Below are 23,049 nucleotides of genomic sequence, written 5' to 3'. Positions count from 1 at the left end.
TGGCGGGATTCGGCAGCAATCGGGATAGCGACCATGCGTCCTCGCCATTGGGCGAACCTGACCTCGGCATCCGCCCTGGCCATTATTCTGGGATGCCTCCCGCTCCGCGCCGAGACCCCTCTCAACACCGATACGACGCTCGGCATTCCGCTGCCGGAACAGCCCGCGCTCAGCCTGTCCGATATCGCGCCGCCGGCCTCCGCCGCGCAGGCTGCGACCGCCCCAGTTCATTCCGCCGATACCGAGATCGTCACCGGCACGGTGATCCCCGGCAACCGCCCGCTGGACCCGGCAAAGCAGGATGCCGCCGCCCCGCTCGACATCACCCAGGAAGCGGTGACGCTCGACATTCCCGAAATCGAGATGCCGGCCGCCGATCCGGCCCTGACGCCCGTCGTCAAATCGCCGGCCCCGGCTGAGGCTGCCCCGCAGACTGGCCCGCTGCGCACCGTCGAGCCGCTGGTGCCTATGCCGGAGATGCCGAAGGTCGTCGTCGAGCTTCCGCCGGGCGCGGAATTCTCCGCCGCGATCGCTGCCGCCCTGCCGGAGGCGCTGACGCTGCGGCGCCTCGGCGAGCGCGAGCGCAACGAGATCGTCGCCGCCTATCAGGCCAACGAGAACCGCCCCTTCTGGGTCGGCGGCAAGGGCTGGAACGAGGCCGGCAAGCGCATCGCGACGCAGCTCGGCCGCGCCGCCGAGGATGCCTTACGCCCGAACGACTATGGACTGCCCGTCTTCGAGGCAAGCGACAAGGCCAAGCTCGCCGAGGCCGATATCCGCCTCTCGGCCATCGCCGTGCTCTATGCCCGCGACGCCCGTGGCGGGCGCCTCAATCCGCGCCAGCTCTCGAAGCTGATCACGCCGACGCTCTACCTGCCTTCCGCCACCGAGGTGCTCTCGGAGCTCGCCGGCGCGACGGACGCCGGCGCCGTGCTCGCCGCCTACAATCCGCCCCATGAGGGCTATCGCCGCCTCAAGGCCAAGCTCGCGGAGATGCGCGAGCATCTCGACGACACGCCGCTGGTGCGCATTCCCGCCGGCCCGCCACTCAAGCTCGGCATGCGCGACGAGCGCGTGCCGCTGGTACGCGCCCGTCTCGGCCTTGGACCGAGCGAGGAGCCAGTCTTCGACCGCTCGACCGCGCTGGCCCTGACCGATTTCCAGAAGAAGGCTGGCCTGCCCGCCAATGGCATCCTGAGCGAGCGCACGCTCGCAGCGCTCGGCAAGCCGGCCAGTGCGCGCGGCGAAGAGGACATCATCGCCCAGATGGAGCGCTGGCGCTGGCTGCCGCCCGATCTCGGCACCGACCACATCATGGCCAATGTTCCGGAGATGCGCGTGCGCGTCATCCGCTCGGGCAAGGTCGTGCACGAGACCCGCGCCATCATCGGAAAGCCGGAATCGGCGACGCCCATCTTCTCGCACAAGATGGACCACGTCATCGTCAACCCGTCCTGGTATGTGCCGCCCTCGATCCTGAGGAAGGAATTCCTGCCGGGTCTTGCGGCCGATCCGGAATACGCCGCCAAGCGCGGCTATGTCGTGACCCGCACCAAGGGCGGCGGCATCTCGGTGCGCCAGCCGCCTGGCGAGCGCAACGCGCTCGGCTGGATCAAGTTCATGTTCCCGAACGAGCATGCAGTCTATCTGCACGACACACCGAATCGCCGCCTCTTCGCAGGCGAGCGACGCGCGCTCAGCCATGGCTGCGTCCGTGTCGACAACCCTTTCGCGCTGGCAGACCAGGTGCTGGGGCCGGAATGGACAAGCGATCGGCTGAAGAAGCTGATCGGAAAGGGCGAGCGCCGCATCAACCTGTCGCAGCCCCTGCCGATCCACCTCGTCTACAACACCATCGTCGTCGGCGATGATGGGCAGATCACCCGCTTCGACGACGTCTACGGTTTTCACAGGCTCGTCAGGCAGGCACTGGAGCAGCAGGGCGGCTGAACGAAGGGGCTCGCGTCGCGGGCACCTTTTCGCCACGATCCGACTTTAGCCACCTTCGGCAGGAAATTCTTGGCGTGGCGATTGCCGGCTCGCTAACGAGACGTTAACGCTTCTCCGCAACTGTTCGTTCACGTTTATCGCACCGCTTCGGCGGGGACACCGAGACGGGTCAGACAGATTGGGCAGGACAACCGCCACGCTTGCAGGATGCGCGTCGTCCGGCATCAAGCCGACCGCGCGACAAGCGCTTGCGCTCGGCTTGGCCCTGGTCGCATCGCTGGTCGGTATCCGCGGCACGCAGAACGCCGTCGCCAACGGCGACACCCGCACCATCACCATCCGGCACATGCACACGAAGGAAGAGACGACCGTTACCTTCAAGCGTGACGGCCGCTACGATGGGGCTGCGCTGGAAAAACTGAACTGGGCCCTGCGCGACTGGCGCACCGACGAGCCCACCCGCATGGACCCCCGCCTCTTCGACGTCGTCTGGGAGGTTCAGCGCCAGCTCGGCTCCGACCAGCCCTTCCACGTCGTCTCGTCCTATCGCGCGCCGGGCACCAACGCGATGCTGCGCCGCCGCTCCCGCGCCGTCGCCAAGCACAGCCAGCACATGCTCGGCAAGGCGATGGATTTCTACCTGCCGGATACGCCGACGGCCCGTATTCGCGAAATCGGCATGCGGCTCCAGCGCGGCGGCGTCGGCTTCTATCCGAACGCCCATACGCCCTTCGTCCATCTCGATGTCGGCTCGGTGCGCTCCTGGCCGCGCATGACGCGCGACCAGCTCGTGCGCCTCTTCCCGGACGAGAAGACCGTGCATCTGCCAGCAGACGGGCAGCCACTCTCTGGTTACGAGCTCGCCAAGGCTGAGATCCTGTCGGGCGGCGGCGCCGTCGCCGGCTATGCCACCGCAGAGCTCGACGAGGGCGCCGTCATCGCCTCCGGCCGCAAGAGTCTCTGGGCCTCGCTGTTCGGCGGCGACGAGGAAGAGGCCGATGCCCGCCCGGCCGCGCGCGGCCGCCGCGCCGCGCCGCGGCAGCAGCCGACGGTCATGGCCTATGCCAACACCAACAGCTACGGCGACGCCAACTCGCCGGATGGCGGCCGCCTCGCCGTCGTCCTGGGACAGCAACAGCAACCAGCCGAACCCGTGACGCGTTCGCTGACGCGCGAGCGGTCGGAACGTCTGGCGCCGCAGGTCAACGCCGCTCCGCCGCAGCCCGCCCCCGTCCCGCAAGCACCGGCTCAGGCGATTGCCGTTGCTGCCGTTCCACCGCAGCGCGGCCCGCAGGAAATCAGGCCGCAGTTGATCGACGCGCCGCTGCCGCTGGCACGACCGCGCGGCCTGTCGCTCCCGGCGGAGGACGGCGCGCCCATCCAGATCGCCGCCCTGCCCGCAGCCGGTGGCGCGCTCGCCTTCGCACCCCAGCCCGAGCAAAAGCTCGTGCTCGCCTCCCTGCCGCCGCGCCGCCCCGGCGAAGTGGCCGGCCCGAGCGAGATCATCGTCGCCGGACGGCCCACCAACGCCCCGCTCCCGCCGATGCGGCCGACCGCGCTTGCCGATGCTGCCATCGCCTCGCTGCGTGGGACCGGTTCCCCGGAAGCCCCCCTCGCCCAGGCTGCCGAAGGACGCCTCGTCACCGCCTCGCTGCCGCCGGTGCGGCCGCGCGAGGGTGGCGTCAGCTACGCGACGGCGACACAGCGCTCCACTGCGGTCCCGGAAGAGCCCGAGGACACCGCCGAGATGGATCGCGGCGGCCTGAACTCGCTGTTCGCCGCCGTCTCGCGCACTGGCAGCACGCCCGGCAAGCCGGTGAATGTCGCGACCGCCCGCGCCCGGGCCGCTGGCCCCTCCGGCGCGCCGATCGCCGGCCCGAGCCCGGCAGCGGCGCTAGGCTTCAGCCATGCCGATCCGGTCGATGCCAAGCCCGGCACCTTCTCCGGCCCGGCCGTCCGTCCGCTTCCGACGAATTTCGTCCAGAACTAGAGCATTTTCGAGCGAAGTGGACTCCGGTTCGCGTGAAGAACCGAAGGTCCGCGTCAGCGAACATGCGTTGAAATAAGAACTTATGGCAGTTCCGCGTTTCGGAGAATTGCGGAACTGCCATAGCGCTTATTCCCGGTCGATCGGCCAAGCCTTGAATACGTCGAGCGCCTCGCAGGCGCGCGCCTGCGCCGCAAGCGCCGGCCAGCGCTCCTCCGGTACGAATTCCGGGATCACGAAGCGGCAGAAGCCCCAGGCGATGGCGGCCGCGATATCGCTCGGCAACAGCTCCGGCCCGGCCGTCAGCTCGCCCTCCTTCGCCGCCGCGTCGAGCAGATCGAGCGCGACATGCAGCTGGGCGACGATGCGCTCCTGCCAGGGCGCGTAGCGCTGCGCCTCCGGGCGCTTGCGCTCGTACTCGATCGAGACCGCCTTGTCGGCGGCGACGATGCCGATGCCGGTCAGCGCCAGATCACGGCGCCTCGCCACACCTTCGAGCGGGCGCAGCGAGCGTCCCGCGACATCCTCGAAATGCTGGATGATCAAAAGCGATTCGCTGATCGCGATGCCGTCATCGGTGACGAGCGTCGGCGCCTTGATCAGCGGGTTGATCGCCCGGAACTCCGCCATGTGCCGGAAGACCGAGACCGAGCGATGCTCGAACGGCACTTCCAGCAAGGTTCCCGTGATCGCCGCGCGGCGGACATAGGGACTATCCAGCATTCCGACGAGCAGCATCGCGACCTCCGTTTCAATGTGGCGGGAGAGTGCCGAAACCGGACCGCAAAGCCACGCGAATTCGCGTGATGCGCGGAATCACGCCGCTTGATGCGCAGGGCCAGTGGCGGGCGTGAGCTGTTCGCTCAGCGGTTCGTCGAGCCTCAGGCCGCGCTGATGCGCCTCCATCTGGCAGGGGTCCCAATAGGGTGTACCGCCGAAGCGCTCGACCAGGAGGTCGATCAGCACCCGGACCTTGCCGGGGACATAGGCGCCGGGCGGGCGCACGACATAAAGCGCCCGCGTCGGCATCGGATAATCGAGCAGGACCGGCACGACCGCGCCGGAGCGGATCGCATCCGAGGCGATGAAGGTCGGCAGTACGGTCAATCCCAGCCCCGCCACCGCCCATGACAGCAGCGTGTCGCCGCTGTCCGAGTGCATCCGGCCCGGCGGGCGCACCGTGATCCAGCGCTTGCCTGTGCGGAACACCCAGTCCTGATCGTTCGTGCCGCTATAGAGCAGGCAGTCATGGTCATTGAGATCGGCGGGGATCGCCGGGCGCCCGCGCCGCTCGAGATAGGCCGGGCTGCCGACGACGGTCGCATGGACCGGCGCGATCTTCCGGGCGATCAGGCTGGAATCCTTGAGCGAGCCGATCCGGATTGCGGCGTCGAAGCGCTCGCCGATCAGGTCGACATAGCGGTCGCTCGCCTGCACGTCGATTTCGAGGCGGGGATACAATTGCGCGAGTTCGCCCAGCAGCGGCGCGACATGCCGGTTGCCGAAGGTCATCGGCATCGCCAGCCGCAGCCGCCCGGCGACGCCGCCCGCGCGTTGCGCCACGGCCTCGCGCGCTTCCTCCAGCTCGGCCAGGATACGCTCGCTGCGCGCCTTGAACTCGAGCCCGGCCTCGGTTGCCGTGACGCCACGCGTCGTGCGGCTGAGCAGGCGCGTGCCAAGTTCCTCCTCCAGCCGGCTCACCCGCCGGCTGACGATCGATTTCGCCAGGCCGAGCGTCTGCGCCGCCCGGCCGAAGCCACCGGCCTCGACCACCGCGATGAAGCTTCTGATATCGTCGAGCTCCGCCATCGGCGTTCCTCCCACAGCAACAGTTTGGTTCCGATTATGGCGGTTCTAGCGCCGTTCGTGAACCACTACCTTGCCGGTCATCGAAATCATTCCGCCACAGGAACCCTCGTCATGGCCTCCATCCTCGTCCTCAACAGCAGCGCCTCCGGCCCGAATTCGGTCTCGAAGCTTCTCGTCCAGAGCACGGTCGAGCGGCTCGGCAGCCAGAAGCCCGGCCTGAAGGTCGTCGAGCGCGATCTCGACGCCGCTCCCGTTCCGCACCTCAACGCCGAGACCACCGCGGCGGTGCGTGCCGGCATCACCGAGACCCCGGCCCAGCGCGAGGCGCTCGCCCTGTCCAACGCGCTGGTCGAGGAGCTGAAGGCGGCCGACACCATCGTCATCGGCGCGCCCATGTATAATTTCGGCATCCCCTCGACGCTGAAGAGCTGGTTCGACTACGTGCTGCGCGCCGGCGTCACCTTCCGCTACAGCGAGGCCGGCCCCGAGGGCCTGCTCAAGGGCAAGCGCGCCATCGTCGTCGAGAGCCGCGGCGGCCTCTATAGCAGCGGCCCGGCCCAGGTCATGGATTCGCAGGAGCCGCATCTGCGCACGATGCTCGGTTTCGCGGGCATCACCAACGTCACCTTCATCCGCGCCGAGAAGCTGGGCTATGGCCCGGAGGCGCGCGAGGAGGCGATCCGCAGCGCCAATGCCGAACTCGCCCTCGTCGCCTGAGTCTCCCTTCAACGAAAAGCCCCGCATCGGGAAACCGATGCGGGGCTTTTTCATGCCTGCGTGGAAAACGGCTTACACCGACTCGCCGACCGCCTGCAGATAGAGGTCGAGAATCGCTTCCTCTTCCTTGCGCTCTTCGAGATCGCGCTTGCGCAGCGCCACGACCTTGCGCAGCACCTTGACGTCGTAGCCGTTGCCCTTGGCCTCGGCATAGACCTCCTTGATGTCGTCGGCGATCGTCTTCTTCTCTTCCTCGAGCCGCTCGATGCGCTCGACGATGCTCTTGAGCTGGTCGCCCTGAACCGGATCGTCCATCTGATAACCTTCTCGGATACGAAATTGGCCGGAAGCGTTCGCCCGGATCAGGCCTGCCCGTCAAGACCGAACTCGCCCTCGCCTCGCCGCCCTCAACAGTCCTGATGCCGCTGCGCGGGAATCCGCTCGGTCCGCATGGCGATGGTCCTCCAGAAACTGCGGCCGGATCCGTGGAGAGCGGATGACGGCGCCGCCACAGCGACCTACAACGGTTCAGGAGCAAGCCCGCTGCGGCGTGGCGGAAACGCAAGGGAGCCGCGTGGCGTGCCGCAATCCAATATCTCAATCGCAGCGATGCGCGCGACCGCCCGCGCGATCTTCGACACCGCCGTCGCCCGCGCCCATCCGGCCGGCTGCCTGCCACAGCATCTCCCCCCGCCACCTGCCACAGGACGCCTGATCCTGCTCGCCGCCGGCAAGGCCGCCGGCAGCATGACCGCGCTGGCCGAAGCGCATTATCTCGATCGGGGCTTTCCGCCCGAACGGCTTCTCGGCCATGCCGTCGCCCGGCACGGCTACACGGCGCCCACCCGGCATGTCCCAATGGTCGCGGCCGGCCACCCGGTACCCGACCAGGGCAGCATCGACAGCGCCGAGCGGGCGCTCGCGCTTGCCGCTTCCGCGACGGCGGACGACCTCGTGCTCGTCCTGCTCTCCGGCGGCGGCTCGGCCAACTGGGTCGCACCGGCCGGCGGGCTCGCGCTCGCCGAGAAGCAGGCGGTCAACAAGGCGCTTTTGCGCTCGGGCGCGCCGATCGGCGAGATGAACATCGTCCGCAAGCGGCTCTCGCGGATCAAGGGCGGCCGGCTCGCGCTCGCAGCCGCCCCGGCGCGGCTGCTGACGCTCGCGATCTCCGACGTGCCCGGCGACGAGCCGACCGCGATCGCCTCCGGCCCGACCGTGGCCGATCCCAGCACGACGGCCGAGGCCCGCGCCATCGTCGCCCGCTATGGGCTCAGCCTACCACCGGCCGCCCGCGCCCTGCTCGACGAGCCCGGAAACGAGACGCCGAAGCCCGGCCACCCGGCCTTCGCCAACACAGAATACCGGATCATCGCCCATCCGGCCGATGCGCTGGCTGCGGCACGCGCAGCAGCGGAGGCTGCCGGCTATGCCGTGCACGATCTTGGCGCCGATCTCGAGGGCGAGGCGCGCGAGGTCGCAGCCGCCCATGCCGATCTCGCCCGGCGCCTCAAGCGCGAGGGCCGGCGTGCCGCCCTCCTCTCCGGCGGCGAGCTCACCGTGACACTCCGCGGCTCGGGCCGGGGCGGCCCCAATCAGGAATATGCGCTGGCGCTCGCGATCGCCCTGGCCGGCGAGCCCGGCATCGTCGCGCTCGCCGGCGATACCGACGGCACCGATGGCGGCGGCGGCGAGGCGACCGACCCGGCCGGCGCCCTGGTCGATCCCCAGACTTTGACCCGTGCCGCCGAGATCGGCCTTGATCCCGCCCGATCCCTCGCCGACAACGATTCGACCGGCTTCTTCGAAGCGCTCGGCGATTTGCTGCAGCCGGGACCGACCCTGACCAATGTCAACGACTGCCGCGTGATCCTGATCGAACCGTGAGAATGCCGGGCTCTCCTCGAACGGTCCTCCCCCTCGCCTTCTGCGCGGCCGCCTTCCTTGGAAGCGTGGCGCCGGCGAAGGCCGATCTGCGCATGTGCAACACCACCTCGAGCCGCATCGGCGTTGCGATCGGCTATCGCGATGCGCAAGGCTGGATCACCGAAGGCTGGTGGAACATCAGCCCGCGCGGCTGCGAGACGCTGCTGCGCGGCACGCTGGCAGCGCGCTTCTACTACGTTCATGCCGTCGATTACGACAAGGGCGGCGAATGGACCGGCAAATCGGTCATGTGCGTGCGCAACAAGGAATTCACGATCCGGGGCATTGAGGACTGCCTGGCCCGCGGCTACGACCGCGCCGGCTTCTTCGAGGTCGATACCGGCGAGCAGAAGAGCTGGACGATCCAGCTCACCGATACGAGCGGCGGCGCGGCTCCTCGGCCTTAACCAGCTTACGCCGGACGAAAATCTCGGCATAAGGTAGATAACCGACGCAGGGTCAGCCGGCCCTGCGGACAAGAAACGGAGGCGAGGCCCCGGCGACGGGCATACCTCGCTCCACAACGAGCGAAAGGGCGCGGCCGGAGCCATGTGGGCTCGCCGGTCGCAGGGGAAGAACAATGAAGCGCGAACGCCGGATCAAGATCATCGCCACCCTGGGCCCCGCCTCCTCGACCGAGGAGATGTGCGCAAAACTGTTCTCCGCTGGCGTCGACGTCTTCCGCATCAACATGAGCCATACCCAGCGTGAGACGCTGGCCGAGAAGGTCGCGATGCTGCGCGGACTGGAGAGCAAGTTCCGCCGCCCCGTCGGCATCCTCGCCGACCTGCAGGGTCCGAAGCTCCGCGTCGGCCAGTTCGGCGGCGACGGCGGCGTGATGCTGGAAAAGGATGCGCGATTTATACTCGATTCAAATCCCGCCTCTGGCGATACCAAGCGCGTCCACCTGCCCCACCCCGAAATCCTGAATGCGCTCGAGCCCGGCCACCACCTCATCCTCGACGACGGCAAGCTGCGCCTCGTCGTCGAGAAGGCTTCGCCGACGGAAGCCGTGACCAAGGTTCTGATCGGCGGGCGCCTGTCTTCGCGCAAGGGCGTGAGCCTGCCCGACACCACGATCGCCGTCTCCGCCATGACCGAGAAGGACCGCGCCGATGCCGAGGTCGCAGCCGAGGTCGGCGTCGACTGGATCGCGCTTTCCTTCGTGCAGCGACCCGAGGACATGGCGGAACTGCGCAAGATCGTGCGCGGCCGTGCGCTGGCGCTCGCCAAGATCGAGAAGCCGCAAGCCGTGGTCCGCATGGAGGAGATCATCGACGCATCCGACGCGATCATGGTCGCGCGCGGCGATCTCGGCGTCGAGATGCCGCTGGAGAAGGTGCCGGGCACGCAGAAGCGCCTGACCCGCATGGCCCGCCTCAAGGGCAAGCCCGTCGTGGTCGCCACCCAGATGCTGGAGAGCATGATCACGAGCCCGGTGCCGACCCGCGCCGAGGTCTCCGACGTCGCCACCGCCGTCTTCGAGGGCGCCGACGCCGTGATGCTCTCGGCCGAGAGCGCCGCCGGCCAGTATCCGGTCGAGGCGGTGACGATGATGAACAGCATCGCCGAGGAGGTCGAGAACGACGCGGTTTACCGCTCGATCCTCGAATCGCAGCGCAACGAACCGGAAGCCACCGGCGCCGACGCCATCGCCAAGGCCTCCCACGAGATCGCCGAGACGCTGAACCTCAAGGCGATCTGCGCCTGGACCTCCTCGGGCTCGACCGCCTTCCGCATCGCCCGCGAGCGTCCGAACTCGACGGTGATCGCGCTGACCCCGAACCGCGCCACGGCGCGGCGCCTGACGCTGGTCTGGGGCGTGCACGCGATCGTCACCAAGGATGCCAGCGACGCCGACGACATGGCCTTCCGCGCCTGCAAATTCGCGGTGCGCGAGCATTATGCCAAGATGGGCGACAGGATCATCGTGGTCGCGGGCGTGCCTTTCGGAACGCCGGGCGCGACCAACATGGTCCGCATCGCCTTCGTCGCGCAGGAGCATGTCGAGAAGGCTTGAAGGGCGAGGCCCAGAAGATCTGCTTACACCGTCATTCCGGACAAGCTGCGAAGCAGCGCTGATCCGGAATCCATCGTAGGGCGCTTCGCCTCATGATGGATTCCGGGTCAGACCCGGAATGACGGCGTGTTTCCGCACAAGGCGAGGCAACGCCGACTACGCCTTACGCGTCGCGGCCGTCGACATCCGTCTTCAGCGAATCGACCGCCTTCTTCACGGCGTCGAACTGCGGATAGATTTCCAGCGCCTTGCGGAAAGCCTTCATCGCGGCCTTGTCGTCGCCCTGCTGGCGCAGGATCATACCCAATCCCATCATGGCGCCGTAATGGCGCGGCTCGCGCTTCAGCGTCTCGCCGATATCGAGCATGGAGCGAATCGCATCGCCCATCAGGTAGAGCGCATTGGCGCGCTGGTTCCAGGCCTCGGCCCAGTCCGGCTGCAGGCTGATGACGCGATCGAGCAGTTCGATCGCGAGCTCGTTCTGCTTGTCCTTGAGCGCCTGCTGGGCACGGGTCATCAGCAGATCGGCCGTGTCGGAACCCGAACGGGCCCAGCGCCGCTGGATCAACCGCGCGACGCCCTCAGCCTCCTCCTGCGTGGCGGCATCGTGCAGGCGCTGGAACAGCCGCTCCAGCGTCGCCGCCGGACTGCGCTGTGGCGTATTGGGCGTGACCGGATTATCCGCCTTGTCGTCAGGCGCCACAGTGCCGGGCCGCGACGGCGGCACGGGCTGGGCAAAGGCCGTGCTCGCCGCGAACGGACTGGCCAGAGCCAACAGCAGCGCGACAGCAACGGGCGTGATGCGAGAGCGGATCATGCCCGCAACTCTAGCCGGAGCAGCCGCATCGTCAAATCACAGCCGGGCGAGCGCGCAACGCAAAGAGCGGGCACGCCACCGGCGCCCCGCTCTTCAAAATCCCAACCGAGGCAACCGCGCGGCAGAAGCCGCGCGACGTCTCAGCCCTGACGCGCCTTGAAGCGCTTCTGGACCTTGTTGATGATATAGACACGGCCCTTGCGGCGCACGAGCTGGTTGTCGCGATGGCGCGCACGCAGCGACTTCAGCGAATTACGGATCTTCATCGTCTCAACTCCATCGGCCCGCCCTTGCGAGATGGGCCGGTCAAAAACCTTCAGCCTGCGACGCGAACCACGAAGGTCCTCACCGCCCATGCAATGGTGCGACTGATGCGATGCCGGCTGTATACGGATTTTTGCGCGGACCGCAAGAGCGATCGCCATCATTGCCTTGCAAAAGCCCGACTGGGACCGCTTTGACAAGACTCACCCGGCCACCATGGCTGGACAATCGAAGGAACCGACCATGCGCCTCTCCTCCCTTGCCCTCGTCGCTACCGCCCTCATGCTCGGCGCCTGCGGCAACACCGTCGAGCAGCGCATCGGCGGCGCGGCCGTCGGCGCCGGCACGGGCGCCGTGGTCGCAGGACCGGTCGGCGCCGTCGTGGGTGGCGCTGTCGGCGCGGTATCCGGCCCGTCGGTCGCGCGCGCCACGCGTCGCGCCACGCGCTGATCCGACGCAGCCCTCGTCGCAGGCGGGCTGGCGCCCGCTTGCGGCGGCCCCCGCATCCTGCACGACCTCGGGCAGGCGCTCCGCATTCATGGCATCGCGACCCGCGCCGGCCGAGGCCCGCCAGAGGCCAATCACAACAATTCGATGACTTCGCGATTTTGAGGGTTGCCAAGACAAAACGGACCGGCTATCTCCCCCGTCATCAGGCCGGACGCAACGCGTCATGACGCTCTGAGACGCGCCCGTAGCTCAGCTGGATAGAGCATCAGACTACGAATCTGAGGGTCAGAGGTTCGAATCCTTTCGGGCGCGCCATTATCATCAATCAATTCAATTGATCAGATTGAACCCCGAGACAGGCTCGGGGTTTTTTCGTTTCGGGGAACGGCAAAAGGCGCTTTGCCCTCAGCAACGACGGCGCGCATCGACACCCCCGTCGCCTTGGCATGCCTCGCACCTCACGCCCGAGGCGCGGCCACGCCCGCTGTATGTTTCGCGGACCTTTCCCGAGCACCGGCCAAAGCCAAGCGCAGTCCCGCCATTTCACCATGGCCGGCCTGGCGCTTTTGCGTGTTGGAGAGCGCTGCCGCCTGTGATTACCTCGGCAGCAACCGGGGAGGGAACGGATGCCACGCCGCATCGCATTTGGTGGTTTTCTGCACGAAACCAATACCTTCGCGCCCAGCAAAGCGGGGATGGAAGCCTTCCTGCAAGGCGGTGGCTGGCCGCCGCTGGCGCGGGGCGAGGCGATCTTTGCAGCGGTGAAGGATGTCAATGTCAGCGCCGCCGGCTTCGTCGACAGTACCCGTGGCCGGGATTGGGAGCTCGTGCCGACGCTCTGGTGCGCGGCCAGCCCCTCCGCCCATGTCACGGCCGAGGCCTTCGAGGCCCTCGCGGGCGAACTGGTGGAGCGCATCGCCGCGGCGCTGCCGCTCGACGGCGTCTATCTCGACCTGCACGGCGCCATGGTCACCGAGAATCACGATGACGGCGAAGGCGAGTTGCTGCGGCGGGTCCGCGTCGCGGTCGGGCCGGATGTTCCGCTGGTCGTGAGCCTCGACCTGCACGGCAATGTCACGCCGCTGATGATGGCGATGGCCGACGCGCTCGTCGCCTTCCGCACCTACCCCCATGTCGACATGGCGCTGACCGGCCGCCGCTCCGCCGAGGTTTTGGCGCATCTCTTCGAGACGGGGGCTCGCCCGGCCAAGGCCTTCCGCCAGGTTCCCTACCTCATTCCCATCGCCTGGCAGGCGACGGCGATGGAGCCCTGCCGCACCATCTATGCCGAGTTGGCCGCGCTCGAAGGCGAGGCGGTCCCGACCCTGTCCTTCCTGCCCGGCTTCCCGGCCGCGGATTTCCCCGATTGCGGCGCGACCGTCCTTGCCTATGGCGCGACGCAGGCCGATGCCGACCGTGCAGCCGATGCCGTCCTTGCCCGGGTCATGGCCAGCGAGGCCGCGTTCAAGGGCCGGGTCTTCTCGCCCGAGGACGGCGTGGCGGAGGCGATGCGGCTCGCCGGGACCGCGACGAAGCCGGTCGTCATCTCCGACACTCAGGACAACCCCGGCGCCGGCGGCGATTCCGATACGATGGGCATGGCGCATGCACTGGTGCAGGGAGGCGCCGCGCGTGCGGCCATCGGCGTCATCGTAGACCCCGCGGCTGCCGCTGCCGCCCATGCCGCTGGCGAAGGCGCGACGATCTCGCTGTCGCTCGGCGCAAAGTCGGGCATCCCCGGCGACCGGCCGCTGACCGGCGCGTTTCTGGTCGAGACGCTGTCGGACGGGTGTTTTGTCGCGCCGGGTCCGTTCTACGGGGGCTCGCGCATGAATCTGGGCCCCAGCGCCTGCCTGCGCATCGGCGATGTCCGCATCGTCGTCGGCTCGCGCAAGGCGCAGATGGCCGATCAGGCCATGTATCGTCAGGTCGGCATCGAGCCGACCGAGCAGGCCATCCTCGTCAACAAGAGCTCGGTGCATTTCCGCGCCGATTTTGAACCGATCGCGGAGACGATCCTCGTCTGCGCCGCGCCGGGGCCGATGCCGGTCGACCCCGCCGCCCTGCCCTGGCGCCGGCTGCGTCCGGGCCTGCGCACCTCGCCCCTCGGCCAGCCCTTCGCCTGAACCATCCGATCCCTGGAGTCGTCATGCCCGCCCTGCCTGAGATCCTGTCCTTCACGGACGAACTCGTCGCCATCCGTCGCGATCTCCATGCCCATCCCGAGATCGGCTTCGAGGAGGTCAGGACCTCGAACATCGTTGCGGAGAAGCTCGCCGCGTGGGGCATCGAGGTTCATCGCGGCATCGGCAAGACCGGCCTGGTCGGCATCCTCCACGGCACCGGCGGGCCCGGCCGGCGCATCGGCCTGCGTGCCGACATGGATGCGCTGCCGATCCAGGAAATCACCAATCTGCCCTGGCGCTCGACCGTCGCGGGCAAGATGCACGCCTGCGGTCATGACGGGCACACGACCATGCTGCTCGGCGCGGCCCGCTATCTCTCGGAGAATCGCGGCTTCAAGGGCACGGCGGTCTTCGTCTTCCAGCCGGCCGAGGAAGGGCTTGGCGGCGCGCGCAGCATGATCGCCGAGAAGCTGTTCGAGCGTTTTCCCTGCGACGAGATCTACGGCTTGCACAACTCGCCCGATCTCGATCCCGGCCAGATCTCGATCTTCCCCGGCCCGGCCATGGCCGGCGCCGATTTCTTCGACATCAAGATCACCGGCCGCGGCAGCCACGGCGCGATGCCGCATATGGGGCGCGATCCGATCGTGGTCGCGATGAGCCTCGCCAATGCGCTGCAGACCATCGTCAGCCGTAACGCCGACCCGCGCGAGGCCGCCGTACTCTCGATTACGCAGATCCATGCCGGCTCGGCCTATAACGTGATCCCCGAGGAGGCCGTGCTCGCCGGCACGATCCGGACCTTCTCGCCCGAGATCGGCGCGCTGGTCCGCGAGCGCATGCGCGAGATCGCGGCCGGCACGGCGGCGAGCTTCGGCGTCACCATCGAGGTCGACATCCGCAACATCTTCAACGTGCTGGTCAATCATGAGGCGCAGACCGACGCCGTTCTCGCCGTCGCCGCCGAGATCGTCGGCGCCGAGGGCGTGCTGACCGACGGCAAGCCATTGATGGGCAGCGAGGATTTCGCCGATATGCTGCGCGTCGTGCCCGGCGCCTATGCCTGGGTGGGCCATGCCGGCACCGTGCCGGTGCACAACCCGGCCTATGTCCTCGACGACGGCATCCTGCCGGTCGGCGCCAGCCTGCTGGCCCGGCTCGTCGAAACCCGCGCCGCCGCCTGAGGCCGATACGATGGACCTCGCCAGCCTGCCGCTCGACACAGAGGCCCTGCTCGCGGGCCTGCGCCCCTGGATCGAGTGCGAGAGCCCGACCTTCGACACCGCTGCCGTCAACCGGATGATGGACCTCGCTGCGGCCGATACGGCGGCTGCCGGCGCTGCGATCACCCGCATCCCCGGGCCGAAGGGGCTCGGCGACTGCGTGCGTGCCGCCTTTCCGCATCCGCGCCAGGGTGAGCCCGGCATCCTCGTGATGTCGCATCTCGACACGGTGCATCCCGTCGGGACGCTGGCGAAGCTGCCTTTCCGCCGCGACGGCTCGCGCTGCTACGGGCCGGGTATCCTCGACATGAAAGGCGGAGCCTATGCCGGCCTGCAGGCCATCATCGCCCTGGCGAAGGCCGGCGTCGCAACGCCGCTGCCGGTCACGGTGCTCTATACCTCCGACGAGGAGATCGGCAGCCCCGGCACACGCGAACTGATCATGGAGGAGGCGCGCCGTCACCGCTATGTGCTGGTGCCGGAACCCGGCCAGCCGGGCGACGGCGTCGTCACCGGGCGCTATGCCATCGCCCGCTTCAACCTCTCGGCCGAGGGCCGGCCGAGCCATGCCGGCTCGCGATTGAAGGACGGACGCTCCGCCATCAGCATGATGGCGCGGCAGTTGCTCGCCATCGAGGCTATGACCGATGACGACTGCACCTTCTCGGTCGGCGTGATCCAGGGCGGCCAGTGGGTGAACTGCGTGCCGACATCGTGTCGGGGCGAGGCGCTCAGCATGGCCAAGCGCCAGCAGGACCTCGATCGTGGCGTCGAGCGCATGCTGGCTTTGTCACAGCGAGAAGCCGACGGCACCGGTTTCACAGTCGAGCGCGGCGTCACCCGCCCGGTCTGGGAGCCCGACGAGGGCACGATGGCGCTCTACCGGCAGGCGCGCGGCATCGCCGCGGAACTCGGTTGGGACCTTGGCCATGCCTCGGCCGGTGGCGGCTCCGACGCCAATTTCACCGGTGCGGCTGGTATTCCCTCGCTCGACGGCCTCGGTTTGCTCGGCGCCGGCTATCACACGCTGGAAGAGCATATCGAAGTGGACAGCCTGGTTCGGCGCACCCGGCTGATCGCCGGGTTGCTTGCTCGGCTTGCGGACTGAAAGGCCGGACCGCGGGAGCAGCGCCGTCGCGCTGCCCCGTACGCGCAACCTCGGCGGCCTCCGCTTTATCTGCAACGGCATGACGAGCCGCTTCAACCCGCATCCGGGCGTGCCGCCGATCGCGCCCGGCAAGCGCCGCACATCGCCATCGGCGCGCCCACCCGCTATGCGATGGCATCGCATGGCAGGGCGATCGCCGTTTGAGATTCCCTCCGAAACGGACAAGAACATGTTCAAACGCGGCGGATAGCGGTTCGCCTGAAGAAAAAGCGATAAAACGGCAACAAGGAGCGCTCCGGCATTTGGCAAGCCGCGGAAGCGCTCCACGCCGGGTTCGGCGGGGGGGGGGGGGACATGTTCCTGAGCGTATTTGACGTCTTCAAAATCGGCATCGGCCCGTCATCCTCGCATACGATGGGACCGATGACCGCGGCAGGGCATTTCCTCGAGCTGCTGCGCCAGGCCCCGTCGCGCGACCGGGCCGCGGCCGTGAAGGCGACGCTCTATGGCTCGCTCGCCTTCACCGGAAAGGGCCATGCCACCGATCGGGCCGTGGCGCTCGGCCTGCTCGGCTGGACGCCGGCCGCCTTCGATTTCGACGCAGCCGAACGCCAGCTGGAAGAGCTCGGCCGCAGCCACCTGCTGCGCCACGACGGCCTGCCGCCGCTGGCCTTCGATCCCGCGAGCGACATCGTCTTCGACTACGGGCCTCCCCTGCCCGGCCATGCCAACGGGCTCGTCTTCAGCGCCTGTGATTCAGCCGGGACGGAACTCCTGTCCGAGACTTATTATTCGATCGGCGGCGGCTTCGTGGTGACGGCGCAGGAGCGCGAGGCGCCGGCCGCGGCGACCGAGGCAGCCTCCTGGCCCTACCCGTTCGCCAATGCGGCGACGATGCTGCGCATGGCCAGGGAAAGCGGGCTCTCCATCGCGGAGATGAAGCGCGCCAACGAAATCCATCGCCTGTCGCCGGACGAGGTCGATCGCGGTCTCGCCCGGCTCTGGTCGGTGATGAACGACTGCATCGAACGCGGCATGAGCCAGGAGGGGGAGTTGCCCGGCGGCCTGCGCGTGCGCCGCCGGGCGGCGCGGATTTACCAGCAACTGACCGCCGAGAAGCTGGCCAATCGCGCGCAGCCGCATGCCTCGACGGACTGGCTCAGCGTCTATGCGATGGCGGTGAACGAGGAGAACGCGGCCGGCGGCCGGGTGGTGACCTCGCCGACCAACGGAGCGGCCGGGGTCGTTCCGGCGGTGCTGCGCTATTATCTCGACCATTGCGTTGGCGCCGAGCCCGGGAAGGTCGCCGATTTCCTGCTGACGGCCGCCGCGATCGGCGGCCTCATCAAGCACAATGCCTCGATCTCCGGGGCCGAGGCCGGGTGCCAGGGCGAGGTCGGTTCCGCCGCCGCGATGGCTGCGGCCGGGCTCTGCGCCGTTCTCGGCGGCTCGCCCGCCCAGATCGAGAACGCCGCCGAGATCGCGCTGGAGCACCATCTCGGCATGACCTGCGACCCCGCGGCGGGGCTGGTCCAGGTACCCTGCATCGAGCGCAACGGCATCGGTGCGATCAAGGCGGTAGCGGCCGCGTCGCTGGCGCTGCGCGGCGACGGCTCGCATTTCATGCCGCTGGACAATTGCATCGAGGCGATGCGCCAGACCGGCGAAGCCATGAACGAGCGCTTCAAGGAAACCAGCCTCGGGGGGCTCGCCGTCAACCTGCCGGAATGCTGAGCCCTCCCCTTCGATTTTTGCATGATGAGCTGGGCGCGCGTTGGGTAGGTTGAACGCATAGCCTGCAAGGATCGGATCGATGATCGTGGATGACTTCCGCTCGGATACGGTGACGCGCCCCGGCGAAGGGATGCGCGCCGCCATGGCCGCGGCCGAGGTCGGCGATGCCGTCTATGACGATTGCCCGACGACCAAGCGGCTGGAAGCGATGACCGCCGAGCGGCTCGGCAAGGAAGCGGCGCTCTTCTTCCCCACCGGCACGCAGGCCAATCTCGCGGGGCTGATGGCCCATTGCGAGCGCGGCGAGGAATACATCGTTGGCCAGATGGCCCACACTTATCGATTGGAGGGCGGCGGCGCGGCCGTGCTCGGGTCGATCCAGCCGCAACCCCTCCCCAACGAGCCGGATGGCACGATCGCACTCGACGCCATCGCCAACGCGATCAAGCCGAACGATTTCCATTTCGCGATGACGCGGCTCTTGGCGCTGGAGAACACCTTCAACGGCCTCGTCCTGCCCGATTCCTATCTGGAAGCCGCCACCGGGCTCGCCCGCTCACGCGGCCTTGCAACCCATCTCGACGGTGCCCGCCTGATGAACGCGGCCGCGGCCAGCAACCGGGACGCCGCCTGGATCGCCGGACAGTTCGACACGGTCTCGCTCTGCCTCTCCAAGGGCCTCGGCGCACCGGTCGGCTCCATCCTCGTCGGGCCGAAGGCGTTCATCGAAAAAGCCCGCCGCATCCGGAAGATGCTGGGCGGTGGCATGCGCCAGACCGGCGTGATCGCGGCCGCTGCGATCTACGCGCTGGAGCACAACGTCGCCAGGCTCGGCGAGGATCATCGGCGGGCCGCAGCGCTCGCAGAGGTCCTGGGACGTTTCCCTGAGCTCGGCGCGGGGCCGGCGCGTACGAACATGGTGTTCATGGCGCCGAAGGCGTTCGATACCGCAGCCTTCGCCGCATTCCTGCGCGAGCGTGGCATCGCCGTCAGCGGGCGCTACGGCACGTTGCGCTGGGTGACCCATCTCGATGTTGACGACGCCTCCGTCGCGCGCGTCGCCGAAACCTGCGAGCGCTTCTTCGACGGGCAGCAGGCGCCAGCCGCGAAGGCCCGGGCCTGATACGCAAAAGCGCGGAAGCGGCGGCTACGCTGACATTGCCGGTTCTCTCCGGCTCGCACGCAGAAGCGCCAGAACGAAGACGAGCGACAGTAGAAGCACGATCGTCGGCGCCGGCGCGCTGTCGAGGAAGAACGAGAGATAGACGCCCAGCAACGAGCCGCTCACGGCGATGGCGACCGATGCCAGGAGCATCGTGGCGAAGCGGCGGGTCAGCAGGAAGGCGATGGCGCCGGGCGCGATCAGCATGGCGATGGCGAGGATGATGCCGACGGCCTGCAGCGCGCCGACGATCGTCAGCGAGATCAGCCCGAGCAGGCCGTAATGCAGCAGCTTGACCCGCAGGCCGATCGCCTGCGCCTGCGCCGGGTCGAAGGCGTGCAGCAGGAAATCCTTCCACTTGACGGCGATCACTGCCGCCGTGAACGCGGCGATCGCTGCCGCTCCGGAAATATCCGCCCCGGACACGCCGAGCATGTCGCCGAAGAGGATGTGGTCGAGATGCACGTCGGACTGGATCTTCACGTAGAGCACGAGGCCGAGCCCGAACATGCCCGAGAAGACCACGCCCATCACCGTATCCTGCTTGATCCGACTGTTGTCCTTCAGGAAGCCGGTGGCGGTGGCGCAGATCATGCCCGCCACGAAAGCGCCGATGGCATAGGGAAAGCCGAGGATATAGGCGAGGACCACGCCGGGAAACACGGCATGGCTGATCGCATCGCCCATCAGCGACCAGCCCTTGAGCACCAGGAAGCAGGACAGGAGCGCCATCGGCACCGGGACGATCGCCGAGATCACCAGCGCATTGACCATGAAGTCGAACCGGAAGGGCGACAGCAGCGTCTCGATCAGGATCATCAGCCGGCCTCCAGCTCGCAGGCGGCGCGGCGGCGGGCGGCCAGCAGGCCGTGCTTGGGCGCGAGGAAGAAGGCGGTGAGGAAGATCGCCGTCTGCAGCACGACAATGATGCCGCCGGTGGCGCCGTCGAGAAAATAGCTGACATAGGCGCCGGTGAAGCTCGTCAGCACGCCGATCGCGACCGCGATCATCAGGAGCCGCGGGAAGCGGTCGGTCAGCAGATAGGCGGTGGCGCCGGGCGTCACCACCATGCAGATGACGAGGAAGGCGCCGACCGTTTGCAGCGCCGCGACCGTCGAGGCCGAGAGCAGGGTGAAGAACATCAGCTTCAGCGCCGTCGGGTTGAGGCCGATCGAGCGCGCATGACTCTCGTCGAAGAAGGTGACCATCAGGTCCTTCCACTTGACGAGCAGGATGGCGAGCGAGACGAAGCCGATGGCCGCAAGCTGGATCGTATCGGCCGGGGTGATGGCGAGCACGTTGCCGAGCACGATCGTCTGGATGTTCACCGAGGTCGGCGACAGCGACACCATGAACAGGCCGAGCCCGAAGAAGCTGGAGAAGATCAGGCCGATGATCGCGTCTTCCTTCAGCCGGGTCCGCTGGTTCAGGAAGAGCATCGCGCCGGCCGCGAGCCCGCCGGAGAAGAAGGCGCCGACCGAAAAGGGCAGCCCCAGCATATAGGCACCGGCCACGCCCGGCACGATCGCATGCGAGAGTGCGTCGCCGATCAGCGACCAGCCCTTCAGCATCAGATAGCAGGACAGGAAAGCGCAGACGCCGCCAACGAGGGCAGAGACCCACATCGCATTGCGCATGTAGCCATAGGCGAACGGCTCCAGCAGAACGGCGATCATTCCCGCTCTCCGTCGACGGCCTCGGCCTCCCGGCGGGACGCCTTGCCCTCGCGCAGGATCAGTGGTCGCTCGTCGTCGGTGAACACGCCGACCGGCGCCTGCCCGCCGCGGCCGGGCTCGTTCAGCACGAAATGACGCAGAACGCCGCCGAAGGCGCGCTGCAGGTTTTCCTGCGTGAAGGTCTCCGCCGTCGGGCCATGGGCCAGCACCGTTCCCTTGATCAGGATGGTGCGGTCGCAGAACTCCGGCACCGAGCCGAGATTATGCGTGGAGACCAGCATGACCCGGCCCTCGGCCCTCAGCTCGCGCAGCAAGGCGATGATCTGATCCTCGGTCTTGACGTCGACCCCGGTGAAGGGCTCGTCGAGCAGAATGACCCGGCTGTCCTGGGCCAGAGCGCGCGCGAGGAAGACGCGCTTCTTCTGCCCGCCCGAGAGCTCCCCGATCTGGCGCTTGCGAAAGGCACCCATGTCGACGCGATCAAGCGCCACGGCGACAGCCTCGTGATCGGCAGCCTTCGCGATGCGCATCATGCCCATATGGCCGTAGCGGCCCATCATCACGACGTCCTCGACCAGGACGGGGAAGGTCCAGTCGACCTCTTCGGCCTGCGGCACATAGGCGATGAGGTTGCGGCGCAGCGCCTCGCGCACCGTCATGCCGAGGATGCGGATGTCGCCCTTCGCAAGGCGCACGAAACCCATGATCGCCTTGAACAGCGTCGACTTGCCGGAGCCGTTGACGCCGACGAGCGCAGCGATCGTGCCGGTCGGGATGCGGAAGCTCGCATCCCGGAGGGCGGTATGGCCGTTGCGATAGGTCACCGTCGCATCGGTCACCACGATGCCCGCCCCCTGCTCAGCAGCGGGCGGAAGCGAGCGATCGTCGACGGGAGCGTTCACCGCGTCAGGCCCTTCGCGATCGTGTCCGCCGTGACCTTGAGCAGATCGATATAAGTCGGGACCGGGCCGTCCGTCTCGCTCAGCGAATCCACGTAGAGCACGCCGCCATAGTTGGCGCCGGTTTCGCGCGCGACCTGCTGGGCCGGCTTCTCGGAGATCGTGCTCTCGGAGAAGACCACGGTGATCTTGTTCTTCCTGACAGCATCGATGACCTTCCGGACCTGCTGCGGCGTGCCTTGCTGATCAGCATTGATGGGCCAGAGATAGAGCTCCTTCAATCCGAAATCGCGCGCCAGATAGGAGAAGGCGCCCTCGCTGGAGACGAGCCAGCGCTTCTCCGCCGGGACGGCGGCGAGCTCCGCCTTGATCGGCTCGATGACCGCCTTGATACGGGCCTTGTAAGCCTCGGCATTAGCCTTGTAGGCCTCGGCGTTCTTCGGGTCGTGCCTGGCGAAGGCGTCGCGGATGTTGTCGACATAGATCAGCGCCACTGCCGGCGACATCCAGGCATGCGGGTTGGGCTTGCCCTTGTAAGGACCCTCGCTGATCCCCATCGGCTCGACGCCCTGCGAGACGACCACGCTCGGGACATTCCTGAGGTTCCGGAAGAATTTCTCGAACCACAATTCGAGATTGAGGCCGTTCCAGAGGATGAGCTGCGCGCCCTGCGCACGCTGAATGTCGCCCGGCGTCGGCTGGTAGTTGTGGATCTCGGCGCCCGGCTTGGTGATCGACTCGACCACGGCGACGTCGCCGGCGACGTTGCGCGCGATATCGGCGATCACCGTGAAGGTCGTGACGGCCTTGAACTTCCCCTGCGCCGCAGCGGGCGCCGAGCCGCATGCGACGACGAAAGCGGCGCCCAACAAACCGATGAGAGCCGACCTGCGCGAACCGAGGGTCATGAGGCTTCCTTATTGATAATGAATTGCAAAAGCACCTCATTGCTAACCCGAAGCCTGCATGCTTTGCAAGTGCGATTGATTGGCAATTAGAGGCCCTGTCGGTCGTCCCGCTCACGCGGCCGCACAACGACTGAGGAGTTGAGAACGCTGACGTTCATAGGCAACGCTTCGTAGCCGCGAGCGATCAGCTGTCGGCCCAGTCGCGCCACGGTCGACAGGGCCGGCACGATTGGAAATCATGCTCCCCTCAAGATCGGGGGGCATGTCACCCCTTTA

21 protein-coding genes and 1 tRNA gene are annotated in these 23,049 nt (G+C 67.7%); 13 read left to right on the top strand and 9 right to left on the bottom strand.

Translation table 11 applies throughout. The features are described 5' to 3' along the window. The first annotated feature begins 33 nt into the window (after positions 1 to 33). The gene (locus ACODTJ_RS17840; protein ID WP_454655048.1) at positions 34 to 1,950 is read left to right on the top strand and encodes a L,D-transpeptidase family protein; all 1,917 of its coding nucleotides are present in this window, start codon (positions 34 to 36) and stop codon (positions 1,948 to 1,950) included. A 259-nt stretch (positions 1,951 to 2,209) separates the two neighbouring features. Further along, a complete protein-coding gene (locus ACODTJ_RS17835) occupies positions 2,210 to 3,940 on the top strand; it encodes a peptidoglycan L,D-endopeptidase MepK (protein ID WP_454655046.1) in 1,731 nt (576 codons plus the stop codon). A gap of 126 nt (positions 3,941 to 4,066) precedes the next feature. Here ACODTJ_RS17835 and ACODTJ_RS17830 read toward each other — a convergent pair whose 3' ends face one another. Both ACODTJ_RS17830 and ACODTJ_RS17825 read right to left on the bottom strand, forming a co-directional pair. Next, positions 4,067 to 4,675 carry a glutathione S-transferase family protein gene (locus ACODTJ_RS17830; RefSeq protein ID WP_454655045.1) on the bottom strand — a complete coding sequence of 203 codons (609 nt, stop codon included), beginning with the start codon at positions 4,673 to 4,675 and terminating at the stop codon, positions 4,067 to 4,069. Positions 4,676 to 4,753: 78 nt separating this feature from the next. Then, positions 4,754 to 5,746 (bottom strand): LysR family transcriptional regulator, encoded by a 993-nt coding sequence (locus ACODTJ_RS17825; protein WP_454655043.1) that lies wholly within the window; start codon positions 5,744 to 5,746, stop codon positions 4,754 to 4,756. A gap of 111 nt (positions 5,747 to 5,857) precedes the next feature. On the opposite strand from ACODTJ_RS17825, the gene ACODTJ_RS17820 reads away from it, so the two are divergent. Continuing rightward, the gene (locus ACODTJ_RS17820; protein ID WP_454655042.1) at positions 5,858 to 6,463 is read left to right on the top strand and encodes an FMN-dependent NADH-azoreductase; all 606 of its coding nucleotides are present in this window, start codon (positions 5,858 to 5,860) and stop codon (positions 6,461 to 6,463) included. Between the two features lie 72 nt (positions 6,464 to 6,535). Here the strand turns inward: ACODTJ_RS17820 and ACODTJ_RS17815 are convergent, their stop codons facing one another. Beyond that, a complete protein-coding gene (locus tag ACODTJ_RS17815; protein WP_454655041.1) occupies positions 6,536 to 6,778 on the bottom strand; it encodes a DUF2312 domain-containing protein in 243 nt (80 codons plus the stop codon). Between the two features lie 294 nt (positions 6,779 to 7,072). Between ACODTJ_RS17815 and ACODTJ_RS17810 the strand changes: the two genes are divergently transcribed. The 3 genes from ACODTJ_RS17810 to pyk all read left to right on the top strand — a co-directional run bounded on the left by ACODTJ_RS17810 (position 7,073) and on the right by pyk (position 10,406). Further along, positions 7,073 to 8,347, top strand: a complete 1,275-nt coding sequence (locus tag ACODTJ_RS17810; RefSeq protein ID WP_454658936.1) for a glycerate kinase type-2 family protein — start codon at positions 7,073 to 7,075, stop codon at positions 8,345 to 8,347. Positions 8,348 to 8,349: 2 nt separating this feature from the next. Then, positions 8,350 to 8,793 (top strand): DUF1036 domain-containing protein, encoded by a 444-nt coding sequence (locus tag ACODTJ_RS17805; RefSeq protein ID WP_454655040.1) that lies wholly within the window; start codon positions 8,350 to 8,352, stop codon positions 8,791 to 8,793. 173 nt (positions 8,794 to 8,966) lie between these two features. Further along, complete coding sequence (gene pyk / locus ACODTJ_RS17800; protein WP_454655038.1) at positions 8,967 to 10,406, top strand: pyruvate kinase; 1,440 nt, start codon at positions 8,967 to 8,969, stop codon at positions 10,404 to 10,406. Positions 10,407 to 10,569: 163 nt separating this feature from the next. Here the strand turns inward: pyk and ACODTJ_RS17795 are convergent, their stop codons facing one another. Beyond that, on the bottom strand, positions 10,570 to 11,223 hold the full coding sequence (locus ACODTJ_RS17795; RefSeq protein WP_488849555.1) for a tetratricopeptide repeat protein: 654 nt from the start codon (positions 11,221 to 11,223) through the stop codon (positions 10,570 to 10,572). A gap of 140 nt (positions 11,224 to 11,363) precedes the next feature. After that, positions 11,364 to 11,489, bottom strand: coding sequence for a type B 50S ribosomal protein L36 (gene ykgO, locus ACODTJ_RS17790; RefSeq protein ID WP_038363015.1), 126 nt, complete (start codon positions 11,487 to 11,489; stop codon positions 11,364 to 11,366). Between the two features lie 241 nt (positions 11,490 to 11,730). Between ykgO and ACODTJ_RS17785 the strand changes: the two genes are divergently transcribed. From ACODTJ_RS17785 to ltaE, 7 genes are all read left to right on the top strand, one after another. Then, positions 11,731 to 11,937, top strand: coding sequence for a hypothetical protein (locus tag ACODTJ_RS17785; protein WP_454655035.1), 207 nt, complete (start codon positions 11,731 to 11,733; stop codon positions 11,935 to 11,937). Positions 11,938 to 12,175: 238 nt separating this feature from the next. After that, a tRNA-Arg gene (locus tag ACODTJ_RS17780) sits at positions 12,176 to 12,252 on the top strand. A 311-nt stretch (positions 12,253 to 12,563) separates the two neighbouring features. Beyond that, entirely contained in the window at positions 12,564 to 14,063 is a 1,500-nt protein-coding gene (locus ACODTJ_RS17775) for a M81 family metallopeptidase (RefSeq protein ID WP_454654995.1), read from the top strand. 23 nt (positions 14,064 to 14,086) lie between these two features. Beyond that, complete coding sequence (locus ACODTJ_RS17770) at positions 14,087 to 15,247, top strand: M20 aminoacylase family protein (protein WP_488849554.1); 1,161 nt, start codon at positions 14,087 to 14,089, stop codon at positions 15,245 to 15,247. Between the two features lie 10 nt (positions 15,248 to 15,257). Next, positions 15,258 to 16,394, top strand: a complete 1,137-nt coding sequence (locus ACODTJ_RS17765; RefSeq protein WP_454654991.1) for a M20/M25/M40 family metallo-hydrolase — start codon at positions 15,258 to 15,260, stop codon at positions 16,392 to 16,394. Between the two features lie 354 nt (positions 16,395 to 16,748). Next, entirely contained in the window at positions 16,749 to 18,128 is a 1,380-nt protein-coding gene (locus ACODTJ_RS17760; protein ID WP_454654989.1) for an L-serine ammonia-lyase, read from the top strand. A 79-nt stretch (positions 18,129 to 18,207) separates the two neighbouring features. Beyond that, positions 18,208 to 19,251 carry a low-specificity L-threonine aldolase gene (ltaE, locus tag ACODTJ_RS17755; protein ID WP_454654987.1) on the top strand — a complete coding sequence of 348 codons (1,044 nt, stop codon included), beginning with the start codon at positions 18,208 to 18,210 and terminating at the stop codon, positions 19,249 to 19,251. Positions 19,252 to 19,275: 24 nt separating this feature from the next. Here the strand turns inward: ltaE and ACODTJ_RS17750 are convergent, their stop codons facing one another. Genes ACODTJ_RS17750 through ACODTJ_RS17735 form a run of 4 tightly spaced genes read right to left on the bottom strand, consistent with a single transcriptional unit; the run spans position 19,276 to position 22,773 of the window. Further along, the gene (locus tag ACODTJ_RS17750; RefSeq protein ID WP_454654985.1) at positions 19,276 to 20,109 is read right to left on the bottom strand and encodes a metal ABC transporter permease; all 834 of its coding nucleotides are present in this window, start codon (positions 20,107 to 20,109) and stop codon (positions 19,276 to 19,278) included. Then, positions 20,109 to 20,966, bottom strand: coding sequence for an iron/manganese ABC transporter permease subunit SitC (gene sitC / locus ACODTJ_RS17745; RefSeq protein ID WP_454654984.1), 858 nt, complete (start codon positions 20,964 to 20,966; stop codon positions 20,109 to 20,111). Before sitC ends, ACODTJ_RS17750 begins: the two co-directional genes overlap by 1 nt. Beyond that, complete coding sequence (locus ACODTJ_RS17740; RefSeq protein ID WP_454654982.1) at positions 20,963 to 21,868, bottom strand: manganese/iron ABC transporter ATP-binding protein; 906 nt, start codon at positions 21,866 to 21,868, stop codon at positions 20,963 to 20,965. Before ACODTJ_RS17740 ends, sitC begins: the two co-directional genes overlap by 4 nt. After that, positions 21,865 to 22,773, bottom strand: a complete 909-nt coding sequence (locus ACODTJ_RS17735; RefSeq protein ID WP_454654980.1) for a metal ABC transporter substrate-binding protein — start codon at positions 22,771 to 22,773, stop codon at positions 21,865 to 21,867. Before ACODTJ_RS17735 ends, ACODTJ_RS17740 begins: the two co-directional genes overlap by 4 nt. Positions 22,774 to 23,049: the final 276 nt, after the last annotated feature.

The sequence above is a fragment of the Allobosea sp. FG18 genome, assembly GCF_057809495.1.
Note: the sequence above shows the minus strand (reverse complement) of the source record. Positions and strands in the feature narration are given on the sequence as shown.

Coding starts and splice junctions, on each gene's coding strand:
- ACODTJ_RS17840 (WP_454655048.1), top strand. CDS start 34: ATGCGTCCTCGCCATTGGGCGAACCTGACCTCGGCATCCGCCCTGGCC.
- ACODTJ_RS17830 (WP_454655045.1), bottom strand. CDS start 4,675: ATGCTGCTCGTCGGAATGCTGGATAGTCCCTATGTCCGCCGCGCGGCG.
- ACODTJ_RS17825 (WP_454655043.1), bottom strand. CDS start 5,746: ATGGCGGAGCTCGACGATATCAGAAGCTTCATCGCGGTGGTCGAGGCC.
- ACODTJ_RS17820 (WP_454655042.1), top strand. CDS start 5,858: ATGGCCTCCATCCTCGTCCTCAACAGCAGCGCCTCCGGCCCGAATTCG.
- ACODTJ_RS17815 (WP_454655041.1), bottom strand. CDS start 6,778: ATGGACGATCCGGTTCAGGGCGACCAGCTCAAGAGCATCGTCGAGCGC.
- ACODTJ_RS17810 (WP_454658936.1), top strand. CDS start 7,073: ATGCGCGCGACCGCCCGCGCGATCTTCGACACCGCCGTCGCCCGCGCC.
- ACODTJ_RS17805 (WP_454655040.1), top strand. CDS start 8,350: ATGCCGGGCTCTCCTCGAACGGTCCTCCCCCTCGCCTTCTGCGCGGCC.
- pyk (WP_454655038.1), top strand. CDS start 8,967: ATGAAGCGCGAACGCCGGATCAAGATCATCGCCACCCTGGGCCCCGCC.
- ACODTJ_RS17795 (WP_488849555.1), bottom strand. CDS start 11,223: ATGATCCGCTCTCGCATCACGCCCGTTGCTGTCGCGCTGCTGTTGGCT.
- ykgO (WP_038363015.1), bottom strand. CDS start 11,489: ATGAAGATCCGTAATTCGCTGAAGTCGCTGCGTGCGCGCCATCGCGAC.
- ACODTJ_RS17785 (WP_454655035.1), top strand. CDS start 11,731: ATGCGCCTCTCCTCCCTTGCCCTCGTCGCTACCGCCCTCATGCTCGGC.
- ACODTJ_RS17775 (WP_454654995.1), top strand. CDS start 12,564: ATGCCACGCCGCATCGCATTTGGTGGTTTTCTGCACGAAACCAATACC.
- ACODTJ_RS17770 (WP_488849554.1), top strand. CDS start 14,087: ATGCCCGCCCTGCCTGAGATCCTGTCCTTCACGGACGAACTCGTCGCC.
- ACODTJ_RS17765 (WP_454654991.1), top strand. CDS start 15,258: ATGGACCTCGCCAGCCTGCCGCTCGACACAGAGGCCCTGCTCGCGGGC.
- ACODTJ_RS17760 (WP_454654989.1), top strand. CDS start 16,749: ATGTTCCTGAGCGTATTTGACGTCTTCAAAATCGGCATCGGCCCGTCA.
- ltaE (WP_454654987.1), top strand. CDS start 18,208: ATGATCGTGGATGACTTCCGCTCGGATACGGTGACGCGCCCCGGCGAA.
- ACODTJ_RS17750 (WP_454654985.1), bottom strand. CDS start 20,109: ATGATCCTGATCGAGACGCTGCTGTCGCCCTTCCGGTTCGACTTCATG.
- sitC (WP_454654984.1), bottom strand. CDS start 20,966: ATGATCGCCGTTCTGCTGGAGCCGTTCGCCTATGGCTACATGCGCAAT.
- ACODTJ_RS17735 (WP_454654980.1), bottom strand. CDS start 22,773: ATGACCCTCGGTTCGCGCAGGTCGGCTCTCATCGGTTTGTTGGGCGCC.